This window comes from Citrobacter sp. Cf136, assembly GCF_030333815.1.
GTDB classification, from domain to species: domain Bacteria; phylum Pseudomonadota; class Gammaproteobacteria; order Enterobacterales; family Enterobacteriaceae; genus Citrobacter; species Citrobacter freundii.
This window is the reverse complement of the sequence record NZ_JAOWFE010000040.1, coordinates 1-24931: the sequence shown is the minus strand read 5'-3', so window position 1 is coordinate 24931 and position 24931 is coordinate 1. Positions and strand designations below refer to the sequence as shown.

24 protein-coding genes and 1 rRNA gene are annotated in these 24931 nt (G+C 52.5%); 17 read left to right on the top strand and 8 right to left on the bottom strand.

The annotated features are described in order from the left end of the window. Window positions 1-21: 21 nt before the first annotated feature. The 12 genes from bamA (at window position 22) to tilS (ending at window position 15701) form a co-directional block, all read left to right on the top strand. Window positions 22-2445 (top strand): outer membrane protein assembly factor BamA, encoded by a 2424-nt coding sequence (gene bamA, locus OGV98_RS19460; protein WP_003018536.1) that lies wholly within the window; start codon window positions 22-24, stop codon window positions 2443-2445. 122 nt (window positions 2446-2567) lie between these two features. Next, window positions 2568-3053: a molecular chaperone Skp gene (skp, locus tag OGV98_RS19455; RefSeq protein WP_003018533.1), complete on the top strand. Its 486-nt coding sequence runs from the start codon at window positions 2568-2570 to the stop codon at window positions 3051-3053. A gap of 3 nt (window positions 3054-3056) precedes the next feature. Beyond that, the gene (lpxD, locus tag OGV98_RS19450; protein ID WP_003018531.1) at window positions 3057-4082 is read left to right on the top strand and encodes a UDP-3-O-(3-hydroxymyristoyl)glucosamine N-acyltransferase; all 1026 of its coding nucleotides are present in this window, start codon (window positions 3057-3059) and stop codon (window positions 4080-4082) included. Window positions 4083-4185: 103 nt separating this feature from the next. Beyond that, the gene (gene fabZ, locus OGV98_RS19445) at window positions 4186-4641 is read left to right on the top strand and encodes a 3-hydroxyacyl-ACP dehydratase FabZ (RefSeq protein WP_003018528.1); all 456 of its coding nucleotides are present in this window, start codon (window positions 4186-4188) and stop codon (window positions 4639-4641) included. Between the two features lie 3 nt (window positions 4642-4644). Then, a complete protein-coding gene (gene lpxA / locus OGV98_RS19440; RefSeq protein ID WP_003018525.1) occupies window positions 4645-5433 on the top strand; it encodes an acyl-ACP--UDP-N-acetylglucosamine O-acyltransferase in 789 nt (262 codons plus the stop codon). Continuing rightward, complete coding sequence (lpxB, locus tag OGV98_RS19435) at window positions 5433-6581, top strand: lipid-A-disaccharide synthase (protein ID WP_003018522.1); 1149 nt, start codon at window positions 5433-5435, stop codon at window positions 6579-6581. Before lpxA ends, lpxB begins: the two co-directional genes overlap by 1 nt. After that, window positions 6578-7174, top strand: a complete 597-nt coding sequence (gene rnhB, locus OGV98_RS19430; protein WP_003018518.1) for a ribonuclease HII — start codon at window positions 6578-6580, stop codon at window positions 7172-7174. Before lpxB ends, rnhB begins: the two co-directional genes overlap by 4 nt. A 24-nt stretch (window positions 7175-7198) precedes the next feature. Further along, on the top strand, window positions 7199-10681 hold the full coding sequence (gene dnaE, locus OGV98_RS19425) for a DNA polymerase III subunit alpha (RefSeq protein WP_003845818.1): 3483 nt from the start codon (window positions 7199-7201) through the stop codon (window positions 10679-10681). A gap of 12 nt (window positions 10682-10693) precedes the next feature. Continuing rightward, on the top strand, window positions 10694-11653 hold the full coding sequence (gene accA, locus OGV98_RS19420; protein ID WP_003018513.1) for an acetyl-CoA carboxylase carboxyl transferase subunit alpha: 960 nt from the start codon (window positions 10694-10696) through the stop codon (window positions 11651-11653). A 99-nt stretch (window positions 11654-11752) separates the two neighbouring features. Then, the gene (gene ldcC / locus OGV98_RS19415; RefSeq protein WP_003018509.1) at window positions 11753-13891 is read left to right on the top strand and encodes a lysine decarboxylase LdcC; all 2139 of its coding nucleotides are present in this window, start codon (window positions 11753-11755) and stop codon (window positions 13889-13891) included. 66 nt (window positions 13892-13957) lie between these two features. After that, window positions 13958-14347 carry a VOC family protein gene (locus OGV98_RS19410; protein WP_202580760.1) on the top strand — a complete coding sequence of 130 codons (390 nt, stop codon included), beginning with the start codon at window positions 13958-13960 and terminating at the stop codon, window positions 14345-14347. A gap of 61 nt (window positions 14348-14408) precedes the next feature. Next, complete coding sequence (gene tilS, locus OGV98_RS19405) at window positions 14409-15701, top strand: tRNA lysidine(34) synthetase TilS (protein WP_130715152.1); 1293 nt, start codon at window positions 14409-14411, stop codon at window positions 15699-15701. 63 nt (window positions 15702-15764) lie between these two features. On the opposite strand, the gene rof is transcribed toward tilS, so the two are convergent. Both rof and OGV98_RS19395 read right to left on the bottom strand, forming a co-directional pair. After that, on the bottom strand, window positions 15765-16025 hold the full coding sequence (rof, locus tag OGV98_RS19400; RefSeq protein WP_003018503.1) for a Rho-binding antiterminator: 261 nt from the start codon (window positions 16023-16025) through the stop codon (window positions 15765-15767). After that, the gene (locus OGV98_RS19395) at window positions 16012-16212 is read right to left on the bottom strand and encodes a YaeP family protein (protein WP_003018499.1); all 201 of its coding nucleotides are present in this window, start codon (window positions 16210-16212) and stop codon (window positions 16012-16014) included. The genes rof and OGV98_RS19395 overlap by 14 nt, the downstream gene beginning before the upstream one ends. 188 nt (window positions 16213-16400) lie before the next feature. On the opposite strand from OGV98_RS19395, the gene OGV98_RS19390 reads away from it, so the two are divergent. Genes OGV98_RS19390 through nlpE form a run of 3 tightly spaced genes read left to right on the top strand, consistent with a single transcriptional unit; the run spans window position 16401 to window position 18094 of the window. After that, a complete protein-coding gene (locus OGV98_RS19390; protein WP_003018497.1) occupies window positions 16401-16946 on the top strand; it encodes a YaeQ family protein in 546 nt (181 codons plus the stop codon). Further along, window positions 16943-17365 (top strand): alternative ribosome rescue aminoacyl-tRNA hydrolase ArfB, encoded by a 423-nt coding sequence (gene arfB, locus OGV98_RS19385; RefSeq protein ID WP_003018489.1) that lies wholly within the window; start codon window positions 16943-16945, stop codon window positions 17363-17365. The genes OGV98_RS19390 and arfB overlap by 4 nt, the downstream gene beginning before the upstream one ends. 30 nt (window positions 17366-17395) lie before the next feature. After that, the gene (nlpE, locus tag OGV98_RS19380; RefSeq protein ID WP_085951559.1) at window positions 17396-18094 is read left to right on the top strand and encodes an envelope stress response activation lipoprotein NlpE; all 699 of its coding nucleotides are present in this window, start codon (window positions 17396-17398) and stop codon (window positions 18092-18094) included. Between the two features lie 44 nt (window positions 18095-18138). On the opposite strand, the gene proS is transcribed toward nlpE, so the two are convergent. The 6 genes from proS to metN form a co-directional block, all read right to left on the bottom strand. Beyond that, window positions 18139-19857: a proline--tRNA ligase gene (gene proS / locus OGV98_RS19375; protein ID WP_016149584.1), complete on the bottom strand. Its 1719-nt coding sequence runs from the start codon at window positions 19855-19857 to the stop codon at window positions 18139-18141. Window positions 19858-19970: 113 nt separating this feature from the next. Further along, window positions 19971-20678, bottom strand: coding sequence for a tRNA (N6-threonylcarbamoyladenosine(37)-N6)-methyltransferase TrmO (gene tsaA / locus OGV98_RS19370; protein WP_139935115.1), 708 nt, complete (start codon window positions 20676-20678; stop codon window positions 19971-19973). After that, entirely contained in the window at window positions 20675-21079 is a 405-nt protein-coding gene (gene rcsF, locus OGV98_RS19365; RefSeq protein ID WP_003018477.1) for an envelope stress sensor lipoprotein RcsF, read from the bottom strand. Before rcsF ends, tsaA begins: the two co-directional genes overlap by 4 nt. A 116-nt stretch (window positions 21080-21195) precedes the next feature. Next, window positions 21196-22011 carry a methionine ABC transporter substrate-binding lipoprotein MetQ gene (gene metQ, locus OGV98_RS19360; RefSeq protein ID WP_003018474.1) on the bottom strand — a complete coding sequence of 272 codons (816 nt, stop codon included), beginning with the start codon at window positions 22009-22011 and terminating at the stop codon, window positions 21196-21198. Window positions 22012-22055: 44 nt separating this feature from the next. Then, window positions 22056-22709, bottom strand: coding sequence for a methionine ABC transporter permease MetI (locus OGV98_RS19355; RefSeq protein ID WP_003018471.1), 654 nt, complete (start codon window positions 22707-22709; stop codon window positions 22056-22058). Continuing rightward, complete coding sequence (metN, locus tag OGV98_RS19350) at window positions 22702-23733, bottom strand: methionine ABC transporter ATP-binding protein MetN (protein WP_003018468.1); 1032 nt, start codon at window positions 23731-23733, stop codon at window positions 22702-22704. The genes OGV98_RS19355 and metN overlap by 8 nt, the downstream gene beginning before the upstream one ends. Window positions 23734-23922: 189 nt before the next feature. On the opposite strand from metN, the gene gmhB reads away from it, so the two are divergent. Continuing rightward, window positions 23923-24489, top strand: a complete 567-nt coding sequence (gene gmhB, locus OGV98_RS19345; RefSeq protein ID WP_003829138.1) for a D-glycero-beta-D-manno-heptose 1,7-bisphosphate 7-phosphatase — start codon at window positions 23923-23925, stop codon at window positions 24487-24489. Between the two features lie 366 nt (window positions 24490-24855). Next, a 16S ribosomal RNA gene (locus OGV98_RS19340) occupies window positions 24856-24931 on the top strand; the annotation flags it as partial.

Genomic DNA, 24931 nt, shown 5'->3' with positions numbered 1-24931 from the left:
TAGGAAGAACGCATAATAACGATGGCGATGAAAAAGTTGCTCATAGCGTCGCTGCTGTTTAGCAGCGCCACCGTATACGGTGCTGAAGGGTTCGTAGTGAAGGACATTCATTTCGAAGGCCTACAGCGAGTCGCCGTTGGTGCGGCTCTCCTCAGTATGCCGGTGCGCACAGGCGACACGGTTAATGATGAAGACATCAGTAATACCATTCGTGCTCTGTTCGCCACCGGTAACTTTGAGGATGTCCGCGTCCTGCGCGATGGTGATACCCTTCTGGTTCAGGTAAAAGAGCGTCCGACGATTGCCAGCATCACTTTCTCCGGTAATAAATCGGTGAAAGATGACATGCTCAAGCAAAACCTCGAGGCGTCTGGTGTGCGTGTTGGCGAGTCTCTGGATCGCACCACGCTTGCCGATATCGAAAAAGGCCTGGAAGATTTCTACTATAGCGTCGGTAAGTACAGCGCCAGTGTGAAAGCGGTGGTGACGCCGTTGCCGCGTAACCGCGTTGACCTCAAACTGGTCTTCCAGGAAGGTGTTTCGGCGAAGATCCAACAGATCAATATCGTCGGCAACCATGCCTTCACGACTGACGAACTTATCTCTCACTTCCAGTTGCGTGACGAAGTGCCGTGGTGGAACGTGGTGGGCGATCGCAAATACCAGAAACAGAAACTGGCGGGCGACCTTGAAACCCTGCGCAGTTACTATCTGGATCGCGGTTATGCCCGCTTCAATATCGATTCCACTCAGGTCAGCCTGACGCCGGATAAAAAAGGTATCTACATCACCGTTAACATCACAGAAGGCGAGCAGTACAAGCTTTCTGGTGTTCAGGTGAGCGGTAACCTGGCCGGGCACTCCGCCGAAATTGAGACCCTGACGAAGATCGAGCCAGGTGAACTCTATAACGGCACCAAAGTGACCAAAATGGAAGATGATATCAAGAAGCTCCTGGGTCGCTATGGCTATGCCTATCCGCGCGTACAGTCGCAGCCTGAAATCAACGACGCTGACAAAACCGTTAAATTACGCGTAAACGTGGATGCGGGTAACCGTTTCTATGTGCGTAAGATTCGTTTTGAAGGTAACGACACCTCTAAAGATTCCGTTCTGCGTCGCGAAATGCGTCAGATGGAAGGTGCATGGTTGGGCAGCGATCTGGTCGACCAGGGTAAAGAGCGTCTGAACCGTCTGGGTTACTTTGAAACAGTTGATACCGATACTCAGCGTGTTCCGGGCAGACCGGATCAGGTTGATGTAGTCTACAAGGTCAAAGAGCGTAACACCGGTAGCTTTAACTTCGGCGTCGGTTACGGTACCGAGAGCGGTGTGAGCTTCCAGGCTGGCGTTCAGCAAGATAACTGGTTAGGTACCGGTTATTCTGTTGGCATCAACGGCACCAAAAACGACTACCAGACCTATACTGAGTTGTCTGTGACTAACCCGTACTTCACCGTTGATGGTGTGAGCCTGGGTGGCCGTGTCTTCTATAACGACTTTGAAGCGAATGATGCGGATCTGTCCGACTATACCAACAAAAGTTATGGTACAGACGTAACGCTTGGCTTCCCGGTAAACGAATACAACACGTTGCGTGCCGGCCTGGGTTATGTACATAACAAACTGTCCAACATGCAGCCGCAGGTTGCGATGGATCGTTATCTTGAGTCAATGGGCGAGACCAATACCAACAGCTTTGCCGCTGATGACTTCACCTTTAACTACGGTTGGACGTACAACAAACTGGACCGTGGGTATTTCCCAACGGACGGTACACGCGTCAACCTGAACGGTAAAGTGACCATTCCGGGTTCTGATAACGAATACTACAAAGTGTCGATGGATACCGCGACCTATGTGCCGATCGATGACGATCACAAGTGGGTGGTTTTAGGACGTACGAAGGTAGGCTATGGCGACGGCATTGGCAGCAAAGAAATGCCGTTCTATGAGAACTTCTATGCAGGTGGTTCCAGCACCGTGCGTGGCTTCCAGTCGAATACTATCGGTCCAAAAGCAGTCTACAAAAACGGTGCTTACGCCAGTGGTTCTGATAATAGTGACTACGAAGAGTGTTCCAACGCAGACGGTAAGGACTGTAAATCGGATGACGCAGTGGGCGGTAACGCCATGGCTGTCGCCAGCCTGGAGTTTATTACCCCAACGCCGTTCATTAGCGACAAGTATGCCAACTCGGTTCGTACCTCGTTCTTCTGGGATATGGGTACCGTTTGGGATACTAACTGGCAGGATAGCGCTCAAACACGTGCTATAGGTGTGCCGGACTACAGTGATCCAAGTAATATCCGTATGTCAGCGGGTATCGCTTTACAATGGATGTCCCCATTGGGGCCGTTGGTTTTCTCCTACGCCCAGCCGTTCAAGAAGTACGATGGAGACAAAGCGGAACAGTTCCAGTTTAACATTGGTAAAACCTGGTAATTGTTCTTCGCAAAGGAATGTAGTGGTAGTGTAGCGATGACTTTAGGCGATCTTGCATGGGATCGCCTGGCCACGCAAAGAACTGCACCTTCGGGTGCAAATGGGATGGTAAGGAGTTAATTGTGAAAAAGTGGTTATTAGCTGCAGGTCTCGGTTTAGCGATGGCAACGTCCGCACAAGCGGCTGACAAAATTGCAATCGTCAACATGGGTAGCCTGTTCCAACAGGTTGCACAGAAGACAGGCGTTTCTGCTACGCTGGAAAACGAGTTCAAAGGCCGTGCCAGCGAACTGCAGCGTATGGAATCCGATCTGCAATCTAAGATGCAGCGTCTGCAATCAATGAAAGCAGGTAGCGATCGTACCAAGCTGGAAAAAGACGTTATGGCTCAGCGCCAGACTTTCTCTCAGAAAGCTCAGGCTTTTGAGCAGGATCGTGCGCGTCGCTCCAACGAAGAACGTGGCAAACTGGTTACTCGTATCCAGACTGCTGTGAAATCTGTTGCCAGCAGCCAGAGCATCGATCTGGTCGTTGACGCAAACACCGTTGCATACAACAGCAGCGATGTAAAAGACATCACCGCTGACGTACTGAAACAGGTTAAATAAGTAATGCCTTCAATTCGACTGGCTGATTTAGCAGAGCAGTTGGATGCAGAATTACACGGTGATGGCGATATCGTCATCACCGGCGTAGCGTCCATGCAATCTGCGCAAACTGGCAATATCACGTTCATGGTGAATCCTAAGTACCGTGAACACTTAGGCGTATGCCAGGCTTCTGCCGTAGTAATGACGCAGGACGATCTTCCTTTTGCTAAAAGTGCCGCGTTGGTAGTGAAGAATCCCTACCTGACCTATGCACGTATGGCGCAAATTTTAGATACCACGCCTCAGCCTGCACAGAACATTGCACCGAGTGCAGTGATCGATGCAACGGCGAAGCTGGGTAATAATGTCTCTGTGGGCGCAAATGCGGTCATTGAGTCTGGCGTAGAACTGGGTGATAACGTCGTTATCGGCGCAGGCTGCTTCGTCGGAAAAAATACTAAAATCGGTGCAGGTTCACGCTTGTGGGCGAATGTGACGATTTACCACGACATTCAGATCGGTGAGAATTGCCTGATCCAGTCAAGCACTGTCGTTGGATCTGATGGATTTGGTTACGCGAACGATCGCGGTAACTGGGTAAAGATCCCGCAGCTTGGTCGCGTGATTATCGGCGATCGCGTCGAGATCGGCGCTTGTACCACCATTGACCGTGGTGCTCTGGACGATACTGTGATCGGTAATGGTGTTATCATTGATAACCAGTGCCAGATTGCGCATAACGTTGTGATTGGCGACAATACGGCAGTAGCCGGTGGCGTCATTATGGCGGGAAGCCTGAAGATTGGCCGTTACTGCATGATTGGCGGCGCCAGCGTGATCAATGGGCATATGGAAATATGCGACAAAGTCACGGTGACTGGCATGGGTATGGTGATGCGTCCTATCACCGAACCTGGCGTCTATTCCTCAGGCATTCCGCTACAACCCAATAAGGTATGGCGTAAAACAGCTGCACTGGTGATGAATATTGATGATATGAGCAAGCGCCTCAAAGCGATTGAGCGCAAGGTTAATCAACAAGACTAAAGCACCGTTTTTGCATGTCTGACTTTTCGGCCTGTCCCATTCATACGATTGCGACAGGCCGTGTTATTATTGCCTTTTAGTATATTTTGACAGGAAGAGTATTTTGACTACTAACACTCATACTCTGCATATTGAAGAGATTTTAGAACTTCTGCCGCACCGTTTTCCGTTTCTGCTGGTTGATCGCGTGCTGGATTTTGAAGAAGGTCGTTTTCTGCGCGCAGTGAAAAATGTATCCGTTAACGAGCCTTTCTTTCAGGGCCACTTCCCGGGTAAACCTATTTTCCCTGGCGTATTGATTCTGGAAGCGATGGCACAGGCTACCGGTATCCTTGCGTTTAAAAGCGTAGGAAAACTGGAACCAGGCGAACTGTATTATTTCGCGGGTATTGACGAAGCACGCTTTAAGCGTCCTGTCGTGCCTGGCGATCAGATGATCATGGAAGTGACTTTCGAGAAAACGCGCCGTGGCCTGACCCGTTTTAAAGGGGTTGCGCTGGTCGACGGTAAAGTTGTGTGCGAAGCAACGATGATGTGTGCCCGTAGCCGGGAGGCCTGATACGTGATTGATAAATCCGCCTTTATTCACCCGACCGCCATTGTAGAAGAGGGCGCCAGCATTGGTGCCAATGCTCACATTGGCCCATTTTGTATTGTTGGACCCCATGTTGAAATTGGTGAGGGTACCGTACTGAAGTCTCACGTTGTCGTGAATGGCCATACAAAAATTGGTCGCGATAACGAGATCTATCAGTTTGCCTCCATCGGTGAAGTTAACCAGGATCTTAAATATGCTGGCGAACCGACCCGTGTGGAAATTGGCGATCGCAACCGCATCCGCGAAAGCGTCACCATTCATCGTGGCACAGTGCAGGGCGGTGGAGTGACGAAGGTGGGCAGCGATAACTTACTGATGATTAATGCGCACGTCGCGCATGATTGTACGGTAGGAAACCGCTGTATTCTGGCGAATAACGCCACGCTTGCCGGACATGTTTCGCTGGATGATTTTGTTATCATCGGCGGCATGACTGCGGTGCATCAGTTCTGCATCATCGGTGCTCATGTGATGGTTGGTGGCTGTTCTGGTGTAGCCCAGGACGTGCCTCCGTACGTTATCGCCCAGGGCAACCACGCGACGCCGTTTGGCGTCAATATCGAAGGTCTGAAGCGTCGTGGATTCACCCGCGAAGCGATTACCGCGATTCGTAACGCCTACAAAGCGTTGTACCGTAGTGGTAAAACGCTGGAAGAAGTGAAACCAGAAATCGCGGAACTGGCGAAACAGTACCCCGAAGTTCAGGCTTTCAGCGACTTCTTTGAGCGCTCAACGCGTGGCCTGATTCGTTAATGACTGAACAGCGTCCTTTAACGATTGCCCTCGTCGCCGGAGAAACCTCCGGCGATATTCTTGGTGCAGGGTTAATCCGTGCACTCAAGGCTCGCGTTCCCAATGCGCGTTTTGTTGGTGTGGCGGGTCCGCTGATGCAGGCCGAAGGCTGTGAAGCCTGGTACGAAATGGAAGAGCTGGCGGTCATGGGCATTGTTGAAGTGCTCGGACGTCTGCGCCGTTTACTGCATATTCGTGCCGACCTCACTCGCCGATTCACCGACTTAAAGCCGGATGTTTTCGTTGGCATTGATGCACCTGATTTCAACATTACCCTCGAAGGGAACTTGAAAAAACAGGGCATTAAAACCATTCATTATGTCAGTCCGTCCGTCTGGGCGTGGCGACAGAAACGCGTTTTCAAAATAGGCAGATCCACCAACATGGTGCTGGCCTTTCTGCCTTTCGAAAAAGCGTTTTATGACAAATTTAACGTCCCGTGCCGCTTTATAGGTCATACCATGGCGGATGCCATGCCGTTGGACCCGGATAAAAACGCGGCACGTGATATTCTGGGCATTCCTCATGACGCTCACTGCCTGGCGCTACTGCCAGGAAGCCGTGGTGCAGAAGTGGAGATGCTCAGCGCCGATTTTCTGAAAACGGCGCAGCTATTACGCCAGCATTATCCGGATCTCGAAGTGGTGGTGCCGTTGGTGAATGCCAAACGTCGTGAGCAGTTTGAACGCATTAAAGCGGAAGTTGCACCGGAGCTTTCCGTACATCTGCTCAATGGTATGGGACGTGAAGCAATGGTGGCCAGCGACGCCGCACTGCTGGCTTCAGGTACCGCCGCGCTGGAATGTATGCTGGCAAAATGCCCGATGGTGGTTGGCTACCGTATGAAACCCTTCACCTTCTGGCTGGCGAAGCGTCTGGTGAAGACTGATTACGTTTCGCTACCTAACCTGTTGGCGGGAAGAGAACTGGTTAAAGAGCTGTTGCAGGAAGAGTGTGAACCGCAGGCGCTGTCGCAAGCGCTGTTGCCGTTGCTGGCAAAGGGTAAAACCAGCCATGCGATGCACGACACATTCCGTGAACTGCACCAGCAGATCCGTTGCAATGCTGATGAGCAGGCAGCGGATGCGGTCCTGGAGTTAGCGCAATGATTGAATTTGTGTATCCGCATACGCATTTAGTAGCGGGTGTGGATGAAGTCGGACGCGGCCCTTTGGTCGGCGCGGTCGTCACTGCTGCCGTCATTCTGGATCCGGCTCGCCCTATTATCGGTCTTAACGACTCAAAAAAACTGTCAGAAAAACGTCGCCTGGCGCTGTTTGATGAAATTAAAGAAAAAGCGTTAAGCTGGAGCCTGGGTCGGGCGGAACCGCATGAAATCGACGAACTGAACATTTTGCATGCTACCATGCTGGCCATGCAGCGTGCAGTTGCGGGTCTGCATATTGCGCCTGAATACGTGCTGATTGACGGCAATCGTTGCCCGGCATTACCGGTACCGTCGATGGCGGTGGTCAAAGGTGATAGCCGCGTGGCGGAGATTAGCGCCGCATCGATTCTGGCAAAAGTGACCCGTGACGCTGAAATGGCGGCGCTGGATACGGTTTTTCCACAGTATGGTTTTGCACAGCACAAAGGTTATCCAACCGCATTTCATCTGGAAAAATTGGCACTGCATGGTGCGACTGAGCACCATCGCCGCAGCTTTGGCCCCGTCAAACGCGCACTGGGACTCTCGTCCTGATTCTTGTGTCGAAGGAATCTGAAGATGTCTGAACCACGTTTCGTCCACCTACGGGTGCACAGCGACTACTCCATGATCGATGGGCTGGCGAAAACCGGACCGCTGGTAAAAAAGGCGGCCGCGTTAGGCATGCCTGCGCTGGCGATCACCGATTTTACCAACCTGTGTGGTCTGGTGAAGTTTTACGGAGCGGGCCATGGCGCGGGTATCAAGCCGATAGTTGGCGCAGATTTTCATGTCCGCAGTGAGCTGTTGGGCGATGAACTCACGCAGCTTACCGTGCTGGCCGCAAATAATACCGGCTATCAGAACCTGACGTTGTTGATTTCGAAAGCCTATCAGCGCGGCTATGGCGCAGAAGGACCGGTTATCGACCGGGACTGGCTGATCGAACTAAAAGAAGGTTTGATTTTGCTCTCCGGCGGTCGCATGGGCGATGTCGGACGAAGTCTGCTGCGCGGCAATAACGCACTGGTTGACGAGTGCGTGGCGTTTTACGAAGAACATTTTCCCAATTGCTATTTCCTCGAACTGATTCGCACCGGCAGGCAAGATGAAGAAAATTATCTGCACGCAGCCGTAGCACTGGCCGAAACGCGTGGCCTACCGGTGGTGGCGACTAACGATGTCCGCTTCCTTGAAACCGGAGATTTCGATGCGCATGAAATCCGCGTAGCGATCCACGACGGCTTTACCCTTGATGACCCGAAACGCCCGCGTAACTATTCGCCGCAGCAGTACATGCGCAGCGAAGATGAGATGTGCGAGCTGTTCTCCGATATTCCGGAAGCACTGCAAAACACCGTCGAGATAGCTAAACGCTGCAACGTGACGGTGCGTCTGGGCGAATATTTCCTGCCGCAGTTCCCGACCGGCGATATGACCACCGAAGATTTCCTTGTGGCGAAATCACGCGAAGGGCTGGAAGAACGTCTCGAATTTTTGTTCCCTGACCCTGAAGTTCGTGCGCAGAAGCGCCCACCTTACGATGAACGTCTGGAAGTTGAACTTAAAGTTATCAACCAGATGGGATTCCCGGGCTACTTCCTGATCGTTATGGAATTTATCCAGTGGTCGAAAGATAACGGCGTACCGGTAGGCCCGGGACGTGGTTCCGGTGCTGGCTCACTTGTTGCCTATGCGCTGAAAATTACCGATCTCGACCCGCTGGAATTTGACCTGCTGTTCGAACGTTTCCTTAACCCGGAACGTGTCTCAATGCCCGACTTCGACGTTGACTTCTGTATGGAGAAACGCGACCAGGTCATCGAGCACGTGGCGGAAATGTACGGTCGTGATGCGGTTTCGCAGATTATTACCTTCGGTACGATGGCAGCAAAAGCGGTTATCCGCGACGTGGGCCGCGTACTGGGGCATCCGTACGGCTTCGTTGACCGTATTTCGAAGCTGGTGCCGCCCGATCCGGGCATGACGCTGGCAAAAGCCTTTGAAGCCGAACCCCAACTGCCGGAAATTTATGAGGCAGATGAAGAGGTTAAAGCGCTGATCGATATGGCGCGTAAGCTGGAAGGCGTCACGCGTAACGCCGGTAAGCACGCCGGTGGTGTGGTTATCGCACCGACCAAAATTACTGATTTTGCTCCGCTGTACTGCGATGAACAGGGGCTGCACCCGGTTACTCAGTTTGATAAGAACGATGTGGAATATGCCGGTCTTGTGAAGTTCGACTTCCTCGGTCTGCGTACGCTCACCATCATCAACTGGGCGCTGGAAATGATCAACGCGCGCCGTGAAAAGAACGGTGAGCCACCGCTGGATATTGCGGCTATCCCGCTGGATGACAAGAAAAGCTTCGATATGCTGCAACGCTCGGAGACCACGGCGGTATTCCAGCTTGAATCCCGCGGCATGAAAGACCTGATCAAACGTCTGCAGCCTGACTGCTTCGAAGATATGATCGCACTGGTGGCTTTGTTCCGCCCTGGCCCGCTACAGTCGGGAATGGTAGATAACTTTATCGACCGTAAGCATGGTCGCGAAGAGATTTCCTATCCGGATGTACAATGGCAGCATGAGTGTCTGAAACCGGTACTGGAGCCGACCTACGGCATTATCCTGTATCAGGAACAGGTTATGCAGATTGCCCAGGAGTTGTCCGGGTACACCCTTGGCGGCGCGGATATGCTGCGTCGTGCGATGGGTAAGAAAAAGCCGGAAGAAATGGCCAAGCAGCGCGGCACCTTTGAAGAAGGGGCGAAAAAGCGCGGCGTAGACGGCGAACTGGCGATGAAAATCTTTGACCTGGTGGAGAAATTCGCCGGTTACGGATTTAACAAATCGCACTCCGCTGCCTATGCGCTGGTTTCTTACCAGACTCTGTGGCTGAAGGCGCATTATCCTGCCGAGTTTATGGCGGCGGTAATGACCGCCGATATGGATAACACCGAGAAAGTCGTCGGACTGGTGGATGAATGCTGGCGCATGGGGCTCAAAATCCTGCCGCCGGATATCAACTCCGGGCTTTACCATTTTCACGTGAATGACGATGGCGAGATTGTTTATGGCATCGGCGCGATAAAAGGCGTGGGTGAAGGGCCAATTGAAGCTATTATTGAGGCGCGTAACGAAGGCGGCTACTTCCGTGAGCTGTTTGATCTCTGCGCGCGCACGGATATCAAAAAACTTAACCGCCGGGTGCTGGAAAAGCTAATCATGTCCGGGGCGTTTGATCGCCTTGGCCCGCATCGTGCGGCGTTGATGAATTCGCTCAACGACGCACTAAAAGCCGCCGATCAGCATGCAAAAGCCGAAGCTATTGGTCAGGCCGATATGTTTGGCGTGCTGGCGGAAGAACCGGAGCAAATTGAACAATCCTATGCCAGCTGCCAACCGTGGCCGGAGCAGGTGGTATTAGACGGTGAGCGTGAAACGTTGGGGCTTTACCTGACGGGACACCCCATCAACCAGTATTTAAAAGAAATTGAGCGCTATGTCGGAGGCTACAGGCTGAAAGACATGCATCCGACAGAACGTGGTAAAGTCACCACGGCTGCGGGGCTCGTCATTGCTGCGCGGGTAATGGTCACCAAGCGCGGCAATCGTATCGGCATCTGTACACTGGATGACCGTTCCGGACGTCTGGAGGTTATGTTGTTTACCGATGCTCTGGATAAATACCAGCAATTGCTGGAAAAAGACCGCATACTTATCGTCAGCGGACAGGTCAGCTTTGATGACTTCAGTGGCGGGCTTAAAATGATGGCCCGTGAAGTCATGGATATTGACGAAGCCCGGGAAAAATATGCTCGCGGGCTTGCTATCTCGCTGACGGACAGGCAAATTGATGACCAGCTTTTAAACCGACTCCGTCAGTCTCTGGAACCCCACCGCTCGGGGACAATTCCAGTACATCTCTACTATCAGAGGGCGGATGCACGTGCGCGGTTGCGTTTTGGCGCGACGTGGCGTGTCTCTCCGAGCGATCGTTTGCTAAACGATCTCCGTGGCCTTATTGGTTCGGAGCAGGTGGAACTGGAGTTTGACTAATACAGGAATACTATGAGTCTGAATTTCCTTGATTTTGAACAGCCGATTGCAGAGCTGGAAGCAAAAATCGATTCTTTGACTGCGGTTAGCCGTCAGGATGAGAAACTGGATATTAACATCGATGAAGAAGTGCATCGTCTGCGTGAAAAAAGCGTAGAACTGACGCGTAAAATCTTCGCCGATCTTGGCGCATGGCAGGTAGCCCAACTGGCGCGCCATCCACAGCGTCCGTACACCCTGGATTATGTCCGCCTGGCGTTTGATGAATTTGATGAGCTGGCGGGCGATCGAGCCTACGCGGATGATAAAGCTATTGTCGGCGGTATCGCGCGTCTGGATGGCCGTCCGGTGATGATCATTGGTCATCAGAAAGGCCGTGAGACCAAAGAAAAGATTCGCCGTAATTTCGGCATGCCAGCGCCGGAAGGCTATCGCAAAGCGCTGCGCCTGATGGAAATGGCCGAGCGCTTCAACATGCCGATCATTACCTTCATCGACACCCCAGGGGCTTACCCGGGCGTGGGCGCGGAAGAACGTGGTCAGTCAGAAGCGATTGCGCGCAACCTGCGTGAAATGTCGCGTCTGAGCGTACCGGTAATCTGCACCGTTATCGGTGAAGGTGGTTCCGGCGGCGCGCTGGCGATCGGCGTAGGCGATAAAGTGAATATGCTGCAATACAGCACCTATTCCGTTATCTCCCCGGAAGGTTGTGCTTCCATTCTGTGGAAAAGCGCCGACAAAGCGCCACTGGCCGCAGAAGCAATGGGAATTATCGCGCCGCGTCTGAAAGAGCTGAAGCTGATTGACTCTATCATCCCGGAACCGCTGGGCGGCGCGCACCGCAACCCTGAAGTAATGGCTGCGTCCCTGAAGGCACAGCTGCTGGCCGATCTCGCCGATCTCGACGTGTTAAGCAAAGATGATCTGAAAAACCGTCGTTACCAGCGTCTGATGAGCTACGGTTACGCGTAAACTGCATTAATTCTGAAAAGGGCCACAATGCTGTGGCCCTTTTTTTTACCTGTGGTTTGGCCAGGCTATGATTAACTAAGGTTTTTCCAGGAGGAACGCATGAATATCATTGCCATCATGGGACCGCATGGCGTCTTTTATAAAGATGAGCCCATCAAGGAACTTGAACGTGCGCTGCAGCAGCAGGGGTTTCAGATTATCTGGCCGCAGAATAGCGTCGACCTGCTGAAGTTTATCGAACATAACCCGCGAATTTGCGGCGTCATTTTTGACTGGGATGAATACAGTCTGGAACTGTGCAGCGACATCAACCAGCTCAACGAGTATCTCCCGCTCTACGCCTTTATTAATACCCATTCGACGATGGATGTCAGTGCGCACGACCTGCGCATGGCGCTGTGGTTTTTTGAGTATGCGCTGGGTCAGTCTGAAGACATTGCCACCCGTATCCGCCAGTACACCAGCGAATACCTCGATAACATCACGCCTCCTTTTACCAAAGCGCTGTTTACCTATGTGAAGGAAGGGAAGTATACCTTCTGCACGCCTGGGCACATGGCGGGAACGGCGTACCAGAAAAGTCCGGTCGGCTGCCTGTTCTATGATTTCTTTGGCGGCAATACGCTGAAAGCCGACGTGTCCATTTCCGTAACCGAACTGGGCTCATTGCTTGATCATACCGGTCCGCACCTGGAAGCGGAGGAGTATATCGCGCGTACTTTTGGTGCCGAGCAGAGCTATATGGTGACCAACGGCACCTCGACATCGAACAAGATTGTCGGTATGTATGCTGCACCTGCAGGCAGTACGCTCCTGATTGACCGCAACTGCCATAAGTCACTGGCGCATTTGCTGATGATGAGTGATGTGGTGCCAATCTGGCTGAAGCCTACGCGTAACGCGCTGGGGATCCTCGGCGGTATACCCCGTCGGGAATTTACCCACGCAAGCATTGAACGCAAAGTTGAGGAAACCAATCAGGCGCAATGGCCGGTCCACGCGGTGATCACCAACTCCACCTATGATGGCCTGTTGTATAACACCAACTGGATCAAACAAACCCTGGATGTGCCCTCCATCCATTTTGATTCAGCCTGGGTGCCGTATACCCATTTTCATCCGATCTATCAGGGGAAAAGCGGGATGAGCGGCGAACGGGTACCGGGAAAGGTGATTTTTGAAACCCAGTCTACCCACAAGATGCTGGCGGCGTTGTCACAGGCTTCGCTGATCCACATTAAGGGCGACTATGATGAAGACACGTTCAACGAAGCCTTTATGATGCACACCTCTACGTCTCCGAGCTATCCGATAGTGGCGTCGATAGAAACGGCGGCGGCAATGCTGCGTGGCAATTCAGGCAAGCGGTTAATCAATCGTTCGGTGGAACGGGCGCTGCATTTCCGTAAAGAAGTGCAGCGTCTGCGTGAAGAGTCGGATGGTTGGTTCTTTGATATCTGGCAGCCGGAAAAGGTAGATGAAGCAGAGTGCTGGCCGGTAGCGCCAGGTGAAGACTGGCACGGATTTGTTGATGCTGATGCCGACCACATGTTCCTTGACCCGGTGAAGGTCACGATTTTGACGCCGGGAATGGATGAACAGGGAAATATGAGCGAAGAGGGGATCCCCGCGGCGCTGGTGGCGAAATTCCTTGATGAACGCGGCGTCGTAGTCGAGAAGACGGGACCGTATAACCTGTTGTTCCTGTTCAGCATTGGTATTGATAAAACCCGGGCGATGGGGCTGCTACGTGGCCTGACGGAATTTAAGCGCTCGTACGATCTGAATTTACGTGTGAAAAATATGCTGCCGGATCTATATGCTGAAGATCCCGATTTCTATCGCAATATGCGTATTCAGGATCTGGCGCAAGGGATCCATCAGTTGATCCGCCAGCATGATCTCTCCGGGTTGATGCTGCGGGCATTTGATACCTTGCCGGAAATGAAAATGACGCCGCACCAGGCCTGGCAGCGGCAGATCAAAGGTGAGGTCGAAACGGTAGCACTTGATCAACTGGTGGGGCGCGTTTCTGCCAATATGATCCTGCCTTATCCTCCCGGTGTGCCGCTTTTGATGCCCGGGGAAATGATCACTGCCAAAAGCCGGGCTGTCCTCGATTTTCTTCTGATGCTGTGCTCGGTAGGGCAGCGCTACCCTGGATTTGAAACCGATATCCATGGCGCTAAACTGGGCGAGGATGGCCTGTATCGCGTGAGAGTCTTAAAAATGGCATAACGACTTGCCTGACCCCAAGACGTTCGAGTAACGTTCTGACAGAAAAATGAAAGAGGCGATGACGCTATGCTGGGATTAAAACAGGTTCACCATATTGCCATTATTGCGACAGACTACGCGGCGAGTAAGGCATTTTACTGCGATGTGCTTGGCTTTACACTGATGAGCGAAGCCTATCGGGAAGAGAGAGACTCGTGGAAAGGCGATCTGGCATTGAACGGCCAGTATGTGATTGAGCTTTTTTCTTTCCCGTTTCCACCTTACCGTCCGAGCCGACCGGAAGCCTGTGGTTTGCGTCATCTGGCGTTCAGCGTAGATGACGTGGAAAAGGCGATAATTATTCTGGAAAGCCATGATGTGAAATGCGAGCCGGTACGAATCGATCCGTTTACCGGCAAACGTTTTACGTTTTTTAACGATCCGGACGGATTACCCCTCGAACTGTACGAGCTGTAAGGCTTGTCATTGTGGCGTTAGCCCGGTAACGTGCCGGGCAATGCCATTGTAAGTAACCATCATGACGACACTCACGCTGAACACTTCGCTGCTGAATTCTCAATCGATTCTGGTCGCCTTTAGCGGCGGGCTGGATTCCACCGTATTGCTGCATCAGTTGGTGCAGTGGCGAGCGCTGCATCCTGATGTTGCTTTACGCGCAATCCACATTCATCACGGATTAAGCCCACACGCAGACAGTTGGGTACAGCACTGTGAGTCGGTATGCGCGCAGTGGCAGGTGTCGCTGGTGGTTGAGCGGGTACACCTTGAGGATGATGGTCTGGGCATCGAAGCCCAGGCGCGACGCGCGCGCTATCAGGCGTTTGCGCAGACCTTACTACCGGGCGAGGTGCTGATGACCGCACAGCATCTCGATGACCAGTGTGAAACCTTTCTGCTGGCGCTTAAACGCGGCAGTGGTCCTGCCGGACTTTCCGCCATGGGGGAAAGCTCTCCGTTTGCCGGAACCCAGCTGATTCGACCGCTGCTGGCGCAAACGCGAGAGGCGCTTGAAGCATGGGCACGGCAGCATGAATTATGCTGGATTGAAGATGAAAGCAATCAGGATGATACCTACGATCGCAATTTCCTCAGATTGCGCGTTACCCCATTGCTCCAACAGCGCTGGCCGCACTTCGCGCAAGCCGTTGCTCGCAGCGCTGCGCTGTGCGCTGAGCAGGAGAGTTTATTGGATGAACTGCTGGCCAGCGATTTAGCCGATTGCATCACATCCCGCGGAACACTGTTACTGACGCCATTAATGATGATGAGCGGCGTGCGTCGTGCCGCGCTGCTTCGTCGCTGGCTGGCGGGGTTAAATGCGCCGATGCCTTCCCGTGATGGGCTGGAACGTATCTGGCAGGAAGTGGCGCTGGCGCGGGAAGACGCGTCACCAAGTTTTCGCCTCGGGGAGTTCGAGGTCCGTCGTTATCAGTCACAGCTGTGGTGGGTGAAGTCAGTCGATGGGCAAAGCGAAACTATTATCCCGTGGTTAGAGTGGAAAACACCGTTGACGCTGCCTGCCGGATTGGGTTCGGTTCAGTTAATCTCTGCGGGTGATTTGCGCTTGCCGCAAGCGGATGAAGTCGTCAGTATCCGTTTTAAAGCGCCAGGGTTATTGCATATTGTCGGGCGTAACGGCGGACGGAAATTAAAAAAAATCTGGCAGGAGCAGGGGATCCCGCCCTGGCGACGAGATACCACACCGCTGCTGTTTTACGGCGAAACGTTGATTGCGGCTGCGGGTGTTTTCGTGACGCGTGAGGGGACGGCGGAAGGTGAAGAAGGCGTGAGGCTGGTATGGCATGCCTGATGGTGCTGCGCTTATCAGGCCTACGTTTCACATGGAAAGTAGGCCGGATAAGGCGAAAAAAAGTTAAGATTCGCTGACCACCACGGTACCGATCTGCGGGTGGCTGAAGCTGGCAATTTTGTCGAGACGAAGCTCCCGGGTTTCACCTGCGACATCTGCGACCAGATACTCCACGTTTTTGCGTGAAACCAGGTCGTTCGCTTTCGCCTGCAAAACTTCGCCATCTTTTAGCGCCAGCGTCAGTAACAAATGGTGCTGGCAGGCGAGTTCAAGATTGTCGTAATCATCGCAGTTGATGGGTTGATACGTTTCATTCATTGACATAATCGCTCACCAGTAAGTTCGCGGCAGCATACGCCGCTTTTTCCCTGACCGACTCTGGAAGGGCGCTGTCTGCCGCCACTTCATTAAGCACCTTCAATACGCAACCCAGCGCATCCGGGATATACCCTAAGTCTCCGCTGGCGATTTCCGCGTACCGCTTGCGTATTAACTCACAATATTTTTCCACATGCCCTCCTGTCAGCACTCTGACTTAACCGTGGATGCAAGTCTAAGCCTACGAAGATAAACTCTGTTTAGCAAGGTGACTATACCATACTCATTCAAGCAATATCAGCGCCTTGATAGAGGAGCAGTTAGCAGCCTTTTGCCGCAGTTTTCGCTACAATGTGCGCCTGAATCGAAAGGAGTTCTCTCATGGCGCTTAAAGCGACAATTTATAAAGCCGTCGTCAACGTAGCGGATCTTGACCGCAACCAGTTCCTTGACGCGGCCTTGACGCTGGCGCGTCACCCCTCTGAAACCCAGGAGCGCATGATGTTGCGCCTGCTGGCCTGGATCAAATATGCCGATGAACGGCTGCAGTTCACGCGTGGTCTGAGTGCGGAAGACGAGCCTGAAGCATGGCTGCGTAACGACCATCTGGGTATCGATCTCTGGATTGAGCTGGGTCTGCCGGATGAGCGCCGTATTAAAAAAGCCTGTACCCAGTCTGGAGAGGTTGCCCTGTTTGCTTACAACAGCCGTGCGGCTCAGATCTGGTGGCAGCAAAATCAGAACAAGTGCGCGCAGTTTAAAAATCTGACCGTGTGGTATCTGGATGATGAGCAACTGGCGCAACTGAGTGATTTCGCAGGTCGTACAATGGCGCTGCAGGCAACTATCCAGGATGGTGCTATCTGGCTGTCTGACTCTCAGAACAATCTGGAAATTCATCTGACCGCGTGGCAGCCGCGTTCATGATTGTTATCTCCCGAAACGTCTCTATCCCTGATAATGAGCTGGAAATCACGGCGATTCGGGCGCAGGGCGCGGGCGGTCAGCACGTTAACAAGACCTCGACGGCTATCCATTTGCGCTTTGACATTCGGGCCTCTGGCCTGCCAGAGTATTACAAGGAACGCTTGCTTGCCGCCAGCCATCATCTGATTAGCGGTGATGGCGTGATTATCATTAAGGCGCAGGAATACCGTAGCCAGGAACTTAATCGGGAAGCGGCAATCTCCCGGCTGGTAGCGGTGATAAAAGAATTAACCGCAGTGCAAAAAAGCCGACAGGCAACTCGCCCTACACGCGCCTCGAAAGAGCGCAGGTTGTCATCGAAGGCGCAAAAATCCACAGTGAAAGCACTGCGTGGGAGAGTTCGTCGAACGCAAGACTGACGAGCGGGAATAAAAATTTATAAGGAATTGATAGTGAAAACAGCAATATTGTCCGTAGTCGCTGCATGCACGCTTTTTTCCTTGATCGGCTGTAATAACCGTACTGAAGTTGAAGTACTACAGCCGACGCGAGCGGCAGAATTAAAACCGATGCAGCAAAGCTGGCGTGGCATCTTACCTTGCGCGGACTGTGAAGGGATTGAAACCTCTCTGTTTCTGGAAAAAGACGGTACATGGGTGATGAACGAACGTTATCAGGGCGTGCGGGATGAACCGTCTTCGTTTGCCTCTTATGGCACATGGGCGCGCACTGCCGACAAGCTGGTGCTGACCGACAGCAAAGGTGAAAAGTCGTACTACCGGGCTAAAGGCGAGGCGCTGGAAATGCTCGATCGTGAAGGTAACCCGATTGAGTCACAGTTTAACTACACACTCCAGCCAGTTTCCGCCAGCTTACCGGTGACGCCAATGCCGATGCGAGGCATGTATTTCTATATGGCTGACGCGGCAATCTTTACCGACTGCGCAACGGGTAAACGGATGCCGGTGGCGAATAATGCTCAGCTTGAACGTGACTATTTAGCTGCGCGTGCAGAAAACGGACAGTCCGTATTGCTGACGCTTGAGGCGCATTTCACGCTGGAGTCAAACCCGGATACGGGTGAGAAAGTGAAAACGTTGATGGCGGATAAAGACGCGAAATTTATCCCCGGTAAAGCGTGTAATTAATCGATAGAAAAAAGGCCCTGATAATCAGGGCCTTTTTGTTGGTATTAGCCTTTAATGGCTTTGACCAGGAAGTCGACGATGTCGCCGGTTTTAATCAGCTCTTTCTCGCCGTTACGACGGTATTTGTATTCGATATCGTCGTTGTCGAGGTTACGGTCGCCCAGCACGATAGTGTGCGGAATACCGATCAGTTCCATATCGGCAAACATCACGCCCGGACGCTCTTTACGGTCGTCCATCAGCACTTCAATGCCCTGAGCGCGCAGCTCAGCGTACAGTTTTTCAGCCAGTTCCTGCACGCGGTAGGACTTGTGCATGTTCATCGGCAAAATCGCGACCTGGAACGGGGCAATGGCGTCTGGCCATACGATGCCGCGATCGTCATAGTTCTGTTCGATAGCAGCAGCAACCACGCGAGTGACCCCGATACCGTAGCAACCCATGGTCAGGATCTGGTTACGACCATCTTCGCCCTGTACGGCGGCTTTCATCGCTTCAGAGTACTTGGTACCCAACTGGAAGATGTGGCCGACTTCGATACCGCGTTTGATCATCAGCGTACCTTTGCCGTCCGGGCTCGGGTCGCCGGCGACCACGTTACGGATATCTGCAACTTCCGGGGTAACTACGTCGCGATCCCAGTTGATACCGAAATAGTGTTTACCGTCGATGTTGGCACCGGCAGCGAAATCGCTCATTACTGCGACGGTACGGTCGATAACCACCGGAATCGGCATATTCACCGGACCGAGCGAGCCTGGACCTGCTTTTACCAACGCACGAATTTCTTCTTCGGTGGCAAAGGTCAGCGGGCTGGCAACCTGCGGCAGTTTTTCCGCTTTGACTTCGTTCAGCTCGTGATCGCCACGAACCAGCAGGGCGACCAGCGGGTAGCTGCTGCCTTCAACCGCTTTCACCAGCAGGGTTTTCACGGTTTTTTCGATAGGCAGGTTGAACTGCTCAACCAGTTCTGCGATGGTTTTGGCGTTCGGAGTATCAACCAGCGTCATTTCCTGAGTTGCTGCTGCGCGCGGCTCTTTCGGCGCAACGGCTTCGGCGAATTCGATGTTCGCCGCATAATCGGAGGAGTCGGAGAAGATCACATCGTCTTCGCCGCTCTGTGCCAGCACCTGGAATTCGTGAGAGGCGCTGCCGCCAATAGAACCGGTATCCGCTTGTACTGCACGGAAATCCAGCCCCATACGGCTGAAAATTTTGCTGTACGCAGCGTACATCGCATCGTAGGTTTCCTGCAGGGATTCCTGAGAGGTGTGGAAAGAGTAGGCATCTTTCATCAGGAATTCGCGGGAACGCATCACGCCGAAGCGCGGACGGACTTCGTCACGGAATTTGGTCTGGATCTGATAGAAGTTCAGCGGCAGCTGTTTGTAAGAGCTCAGCTCGTTACGGATCAGGTCGGTGATCACTTCTTCATGCGTTGGGCCGAGGACGAACGAACGATCGCCACGGTCAGCAATACGCAGCAGTTCCGGGCCGTATTGTTCCCAACGGCCACTCTCTTCCCACAGTTCAGAAGGCTGAACGACCGGCATCAACACCTCGATCGCACCGGCGTTGTTCATCTCTTCACGCACGATATTTTCGACTTTTTTCAGGACGCGCACGCCGGTCGGCAGCCAGGTATATAACCCGGAGGCCAGCTTGCGGATCATCCCGGCGCGCAGCATCAGCTGGTGGCTGATGACTTCGGCGTCGGCAGGTGTCTCCTTCAGAGTGGAGAGCAGATATTGGCTAGTACGCATGTTGTTACGGTTCCAGTTGAACGATCGAACAGGCTCAAAACGAGCCTGGCACAAAACAAAAGTGGTTTAGTTTACCAGCGAGAAAGGGATGTCAAAAGAGTACGCGACGCAAATTAGCGGGCCTCCAGAGCAAAGACCTCAAATCCTGACGGTGTGACGCGCCAGCGGACGTTAAAGTCCAGCAGCCAGACGGCGTAGGTTTTGCCTTCTTCCTCATTTTTACGGTAGGCAGGACGCGGATCCTGCGCCAGCACTTCGGTAATAAACTGACGAAGACGCGGGTAACGTTGTTCGAGCTTCAGTAGCTGCTCCGCGAGATCTTCACTGAACGTCACCTCGACGCTGGCCTGAGGGGCGTCCTGGGCATAGCTGGCACGAGCATCAGGCAGCGATTCGGCAAACGGCAGATACGGCTTAATATCCACTACTGGCGTTCCGTCAACAAGGTCCAGTCCACCGAGTTCGAGGATTACGTGCTCTTTATGGCAGCGGGTGCCCCGCAACTCAACCAACGACATGCCAACAGGGTTAGGACGAAACGTTGAACGTGTGGCAAAGACACCCATTCTGGCGTTGCCACCAAGACGGGGAGGGCGCACGGTCGGACGCCATCCACCTTCCATTGTCTGGTGAAAAACAAAAATCACCCACAAATGACTGAAGGCTTCCAGGCCACGAATAGCATCGGCCTGGTTGTAAGGTGCGAGCAAATGCAGTTCACCGCAGGCGCTTTTCACCAGACCTGGCTGGCGTGGAACGGCGAACTTTTCTTTATATGGTGAGCGGATAACGCCTATTTGCTCGAACTGAAAATGGCTCATTTCGCCGAAATGTTCAGTGCAGAACCGATGCAAACCGCCTGACGATAGCAACCCGGCGTTCCGCTGGTCACTTCGCAACTGTGCAGCAATACCGCATTAGCTTTCATTTTTGATGCGTTAATCTGCATGCGTTTGCGCGCGGTTGGAATGCTCGGAGGGGAATCCTGGTTGGATGCCTGGCAGGATTCACCGCTAACTTCGCCAAGATCGCGGAACGGCTTGCCTACTAAATCTTCAGCGTTAGTAATGATTCTTACCGGCGTCGCGCGCGGTGCTTTCGGTTTTTCCGGCTCCGCTTTCGGCGGGGTTGCGGTGCTTTGAACGGGTTCAACAGGGGATCTGCTTAACATAGAACAGCCGCTCAGCAAGAGTGCTACTAAACAGATCGGTAAAGCACGCATAATATTTCCTCAATGAATGATCTAAACGTCAGATATTGAATCAGGTGCTTGCATAAATGACAAGACGGGCAAGCGCCCGTCCTGATGATATTACATATTCTGTAAACAGCCTAAAATTACCAGCCCTTAACAGCACCGCCGTTGAAGACTTTGTTTGCTGCTTCGTACACTTCATCAGACTGGTATGCCTGAACGAATTTCTTCACGTTCTCAGCATCTTTGTTGTCTTCACGAGTCACGATCAGGTTTACGTACGGAGAATCTTTATCTTCAACAAAGATACCGTCTTTTGCCGGGGTCAGGCCGATCTGGCTGGCGTAGGTGGTGTTGATGACCGCCAGTGCGATTTGAGCATCGTCCAGAGAACGCGGCAGCTGCGGCGCTTCCAGTTCAACCAGCTTCAGGTTTTTCGGGTTTTCAATCACGTCCAGCGCGGTCGGCAGCAGGCCAACACCGTCTTTCAGCTTGATTAAGCCCACTTTTTGCAGCAGCAGCAAGGAACGGCCAAGGTTAGTCGGGTCGTTTGGAATCGCGACCTGTGAACCGTCCTGCAGCTCATCCAGTGATTTGATTTTTTTGGAATAGCCCGCAATCGGGTAAACAAAAGTATTGCCTACAGCAACCAGCTTGTAACCGCGATCTTTGATCTGCTGATCCAGGTACGGTTTGTGCTGGAAGGCGTTAGCATCGATATCGCCTTTGCTCAGCGCTTCGTTAGGCAGAACGTAATCGTTAAACGTGACCAGCTCAACGTCCAGACCGTATTTTTCTTTAGCTACTTTCTGCGCGACTTCTGCAACCTGCTGCTCTGCGCCAACAATAACGCCCACTTTGATGTGATTAGGATCTTTTTCATCCTGACCGCAACCCACAAGTGCCAGAGAACCGATCAGGGCTCCAACTGCCGCAAAGGTTTTGAATTTGAACGCCATGCTTATTTCCTTTTCTTAATGAGTTTTTAGTGTTGTGTGCAACGTTATTTGTGCGTGACAGCCCGGACGATGCGATCGCCGGATAACTGAATTAAATAAACCAGAACGACGAGCAATACCAGCACTGTATTCATTACGGTAGCGTTGTAGCCAATGTAACCGTACTGATAGCCAATCTGCCCAAGACCACCGGCACCAACGGCGCCACCCATCGCGGAGTAACCAACCAGCGTGATAAGGGTGATGGTGGCCGCATTGACCAGTCCTGGCAGCGCTTCTGGCAGTAATACCTTACGTACAATTTGCAGCGGCGTGGCGCCCATCGCACGAGAGGCTTCTATTAGCCCGGTCGGGATTTCGAGCAGCGCGTTTTCCACCATACGGGCGATAAACGGCGCGGCGCCGACGGTCAGCGGGACGATAGCGGCCTGCAGTCCGATAGAGGTGCCTACGATCATGCGGGTAAACGGAATCATCCAAACCAATAAGATGATGAACGGGATGGAACGGAAAATGTTCACCAGCGCAGAGAGCGTACGGTAGAGCTTCGCGTTCTCAATGATTTGCCCCGGACGCGTTACGTACAGCAACACGCCAACCGGCAGACCGATTACAAAACCAAAAAAACCGGACACAAAGGTCATTGCCAGCGTTTCCCATACGCCGCGAACCAGCAGCCACATCATCGGCTCAGACATAACCCAGTACCTCTACTTTTACATGGTGTTCCTGCAACCAGTTGATGGCTGCTTGTGTATCTTCCTGTGTGCCGTGCATTTCAGTCAGCATGATACCGAATTTCACACCGCCGGCGTAATCCATCTGCGCGCTAATAATGTTGTTATTCACGTTAAAGCGACGGGCCGTCTCAGAGAGCAATGGCGCATCAACGGAATGACCGGTGAATTCCATGCGCAGCATTGGCACACTGTCTGCTTCTGGCTCGGCTTTTAACCGTTCCAGATAATCTTCCGGGATATCCAGGTGCAGCGTGGACTGAATAAATTTCTGTGCCAGCGGCGTTTTCGGGTGTGAGAACACTTCGCTGACGGTGTCTTGCTCAATCAGTTCACCATTACTGATGACTGCCACGCAGTCACAAATACGTTTTACAACGTCCATCTCATGGGTAATCAGCAGAATGGTAAGTCCCAGACGACGGTTAATGTCTTTCAATAATTCCAGAATCGAGCGGGTCGTTGCCGGATCGAGTGCGCTGGTGGCTTCATCACACAGCAGCACTTTGGGATTGCTTGCCAGCGCACGGGCGATCGCCACGCGCTGTTTTTGTCCACCGGAAAGATTGGCCGGGTAGCTATCGTGCTTGTCACCAAGACCAACCAAATCCAACAGTTCTGTTACACGGCGTTTGATCTCTTCTTTTGGCGTGTTATCCAGTTCCAGCGGCAGCGCGACGTTGCCAAACACGGTGCGGGAAGAGAGCAGGTTAAAGTGTTGGAAAATCATGCCGATTTGACGGCGAGCTTTGGTCAGCTCTGACTCAGAAAGCGTCGTGAGTTCCTGACCGCCGACCTGAACGCTGCCTTCGGTTGGGCGTTCAAGTAAGTTAACGCAGCGGATGAGCGTACTTTTACCGGCACCGGAGGCGCCAATAACGCCATAAATCTGCCCGGCAGGAACATGCAGGCTGACGTTATTTAACGCCTGAATGGTGCGAGTCCCCTGCTGGAACACTTTGGTGATATTCGAAAGTTTAATCATTGGTTATTTATTATCGTAATTAAGTTAGCCGTGGCATTTTCGTCTGTCAGGTACGGTCGAAGCCGTCAACAAGATGGATGTTAAGGCATCCAGACGTCTAAATCAATCAGGCTTTGCGCGATGAGCACTTTCTTGCCCGCTGAAACATGCGATACTAGAGCCACATGCCTTATTCAGGAGCTATAAAAGGTGGCAAAGTCTGTACCCGCAATTTTTCTCGACCGTGACGGTACCATTAATGTGGACCACGGTTATGTACATGAGATCGACGAGTTTGAGTTTATCGACGGCGTTATTGATGCCATGCGTGAACTTAAAAAGATGGGTTACGCGCTCATTATTGTGACGAACCAGTCTGGTATCGCGCGTGGTAAATTTACTGAGGCGCAGTTTGAAACGTTGACCGAATGGATGGACTGGTCGCTGGCCGATCGCGATGTTGAGCTGGATGGCATCTACTACTGCCCGCATCACCCACAGGGCACCGTGGAAGAGTATCGTCAGGTCTGCGACTGTCGTAAACCGCATCCTGGCATGTTTATCTCCGCCCGAGACTTCTTGCACATCGATATGGCCGCTTCTTATATGGTAGGCGACAAAATTGAAGATATGCAGGCGGCGGCAGCTGCAAATGTTGGCACGAAGGTATTGGTGCGCACAGGCAAACCCGTCACGCCGGAAGCAGAAAATGCGGCAGATTTAGTCATAAATAGTCTGGCAGACCTGCCAATGGCGATAAAAAAGCAGCAAAAGTAAGCGTTGTGGGTAAAAGGTGAGCGGTTGAAACAAAAATGCATTTTTCCGCTTGTCTTCCTGAGTCGACTCCCTATAATGCGCCTCCATCGACACGGCGGATGTGAATCACTTCACACAAACAGCCGGTTAGGTTGAAGAGAAAAACCTGAAAATGAGGGTTGACTCTGAAAGAGGAAAGCGTAATATACGCCACCTCGCGACAGAGCGCTAAAGCGCGTCGCAACTGCTCTTTAACAATTTATCAGACAATCTGTGTGGGCACTCGAAGATACGGATTCTTAACGTCGCAAGACGAAAAATGAATACCAAGTCTCTGAGTGAACATACGTAATTCATTACGAAGTTTAATTCACGAGCATCAAACTTAAATTGAAGAGTTTGATCATGGCTCAGATTGAACGCTGGCGGCAGGCCTAACACATGCAAGTCGAACGGTAGCACA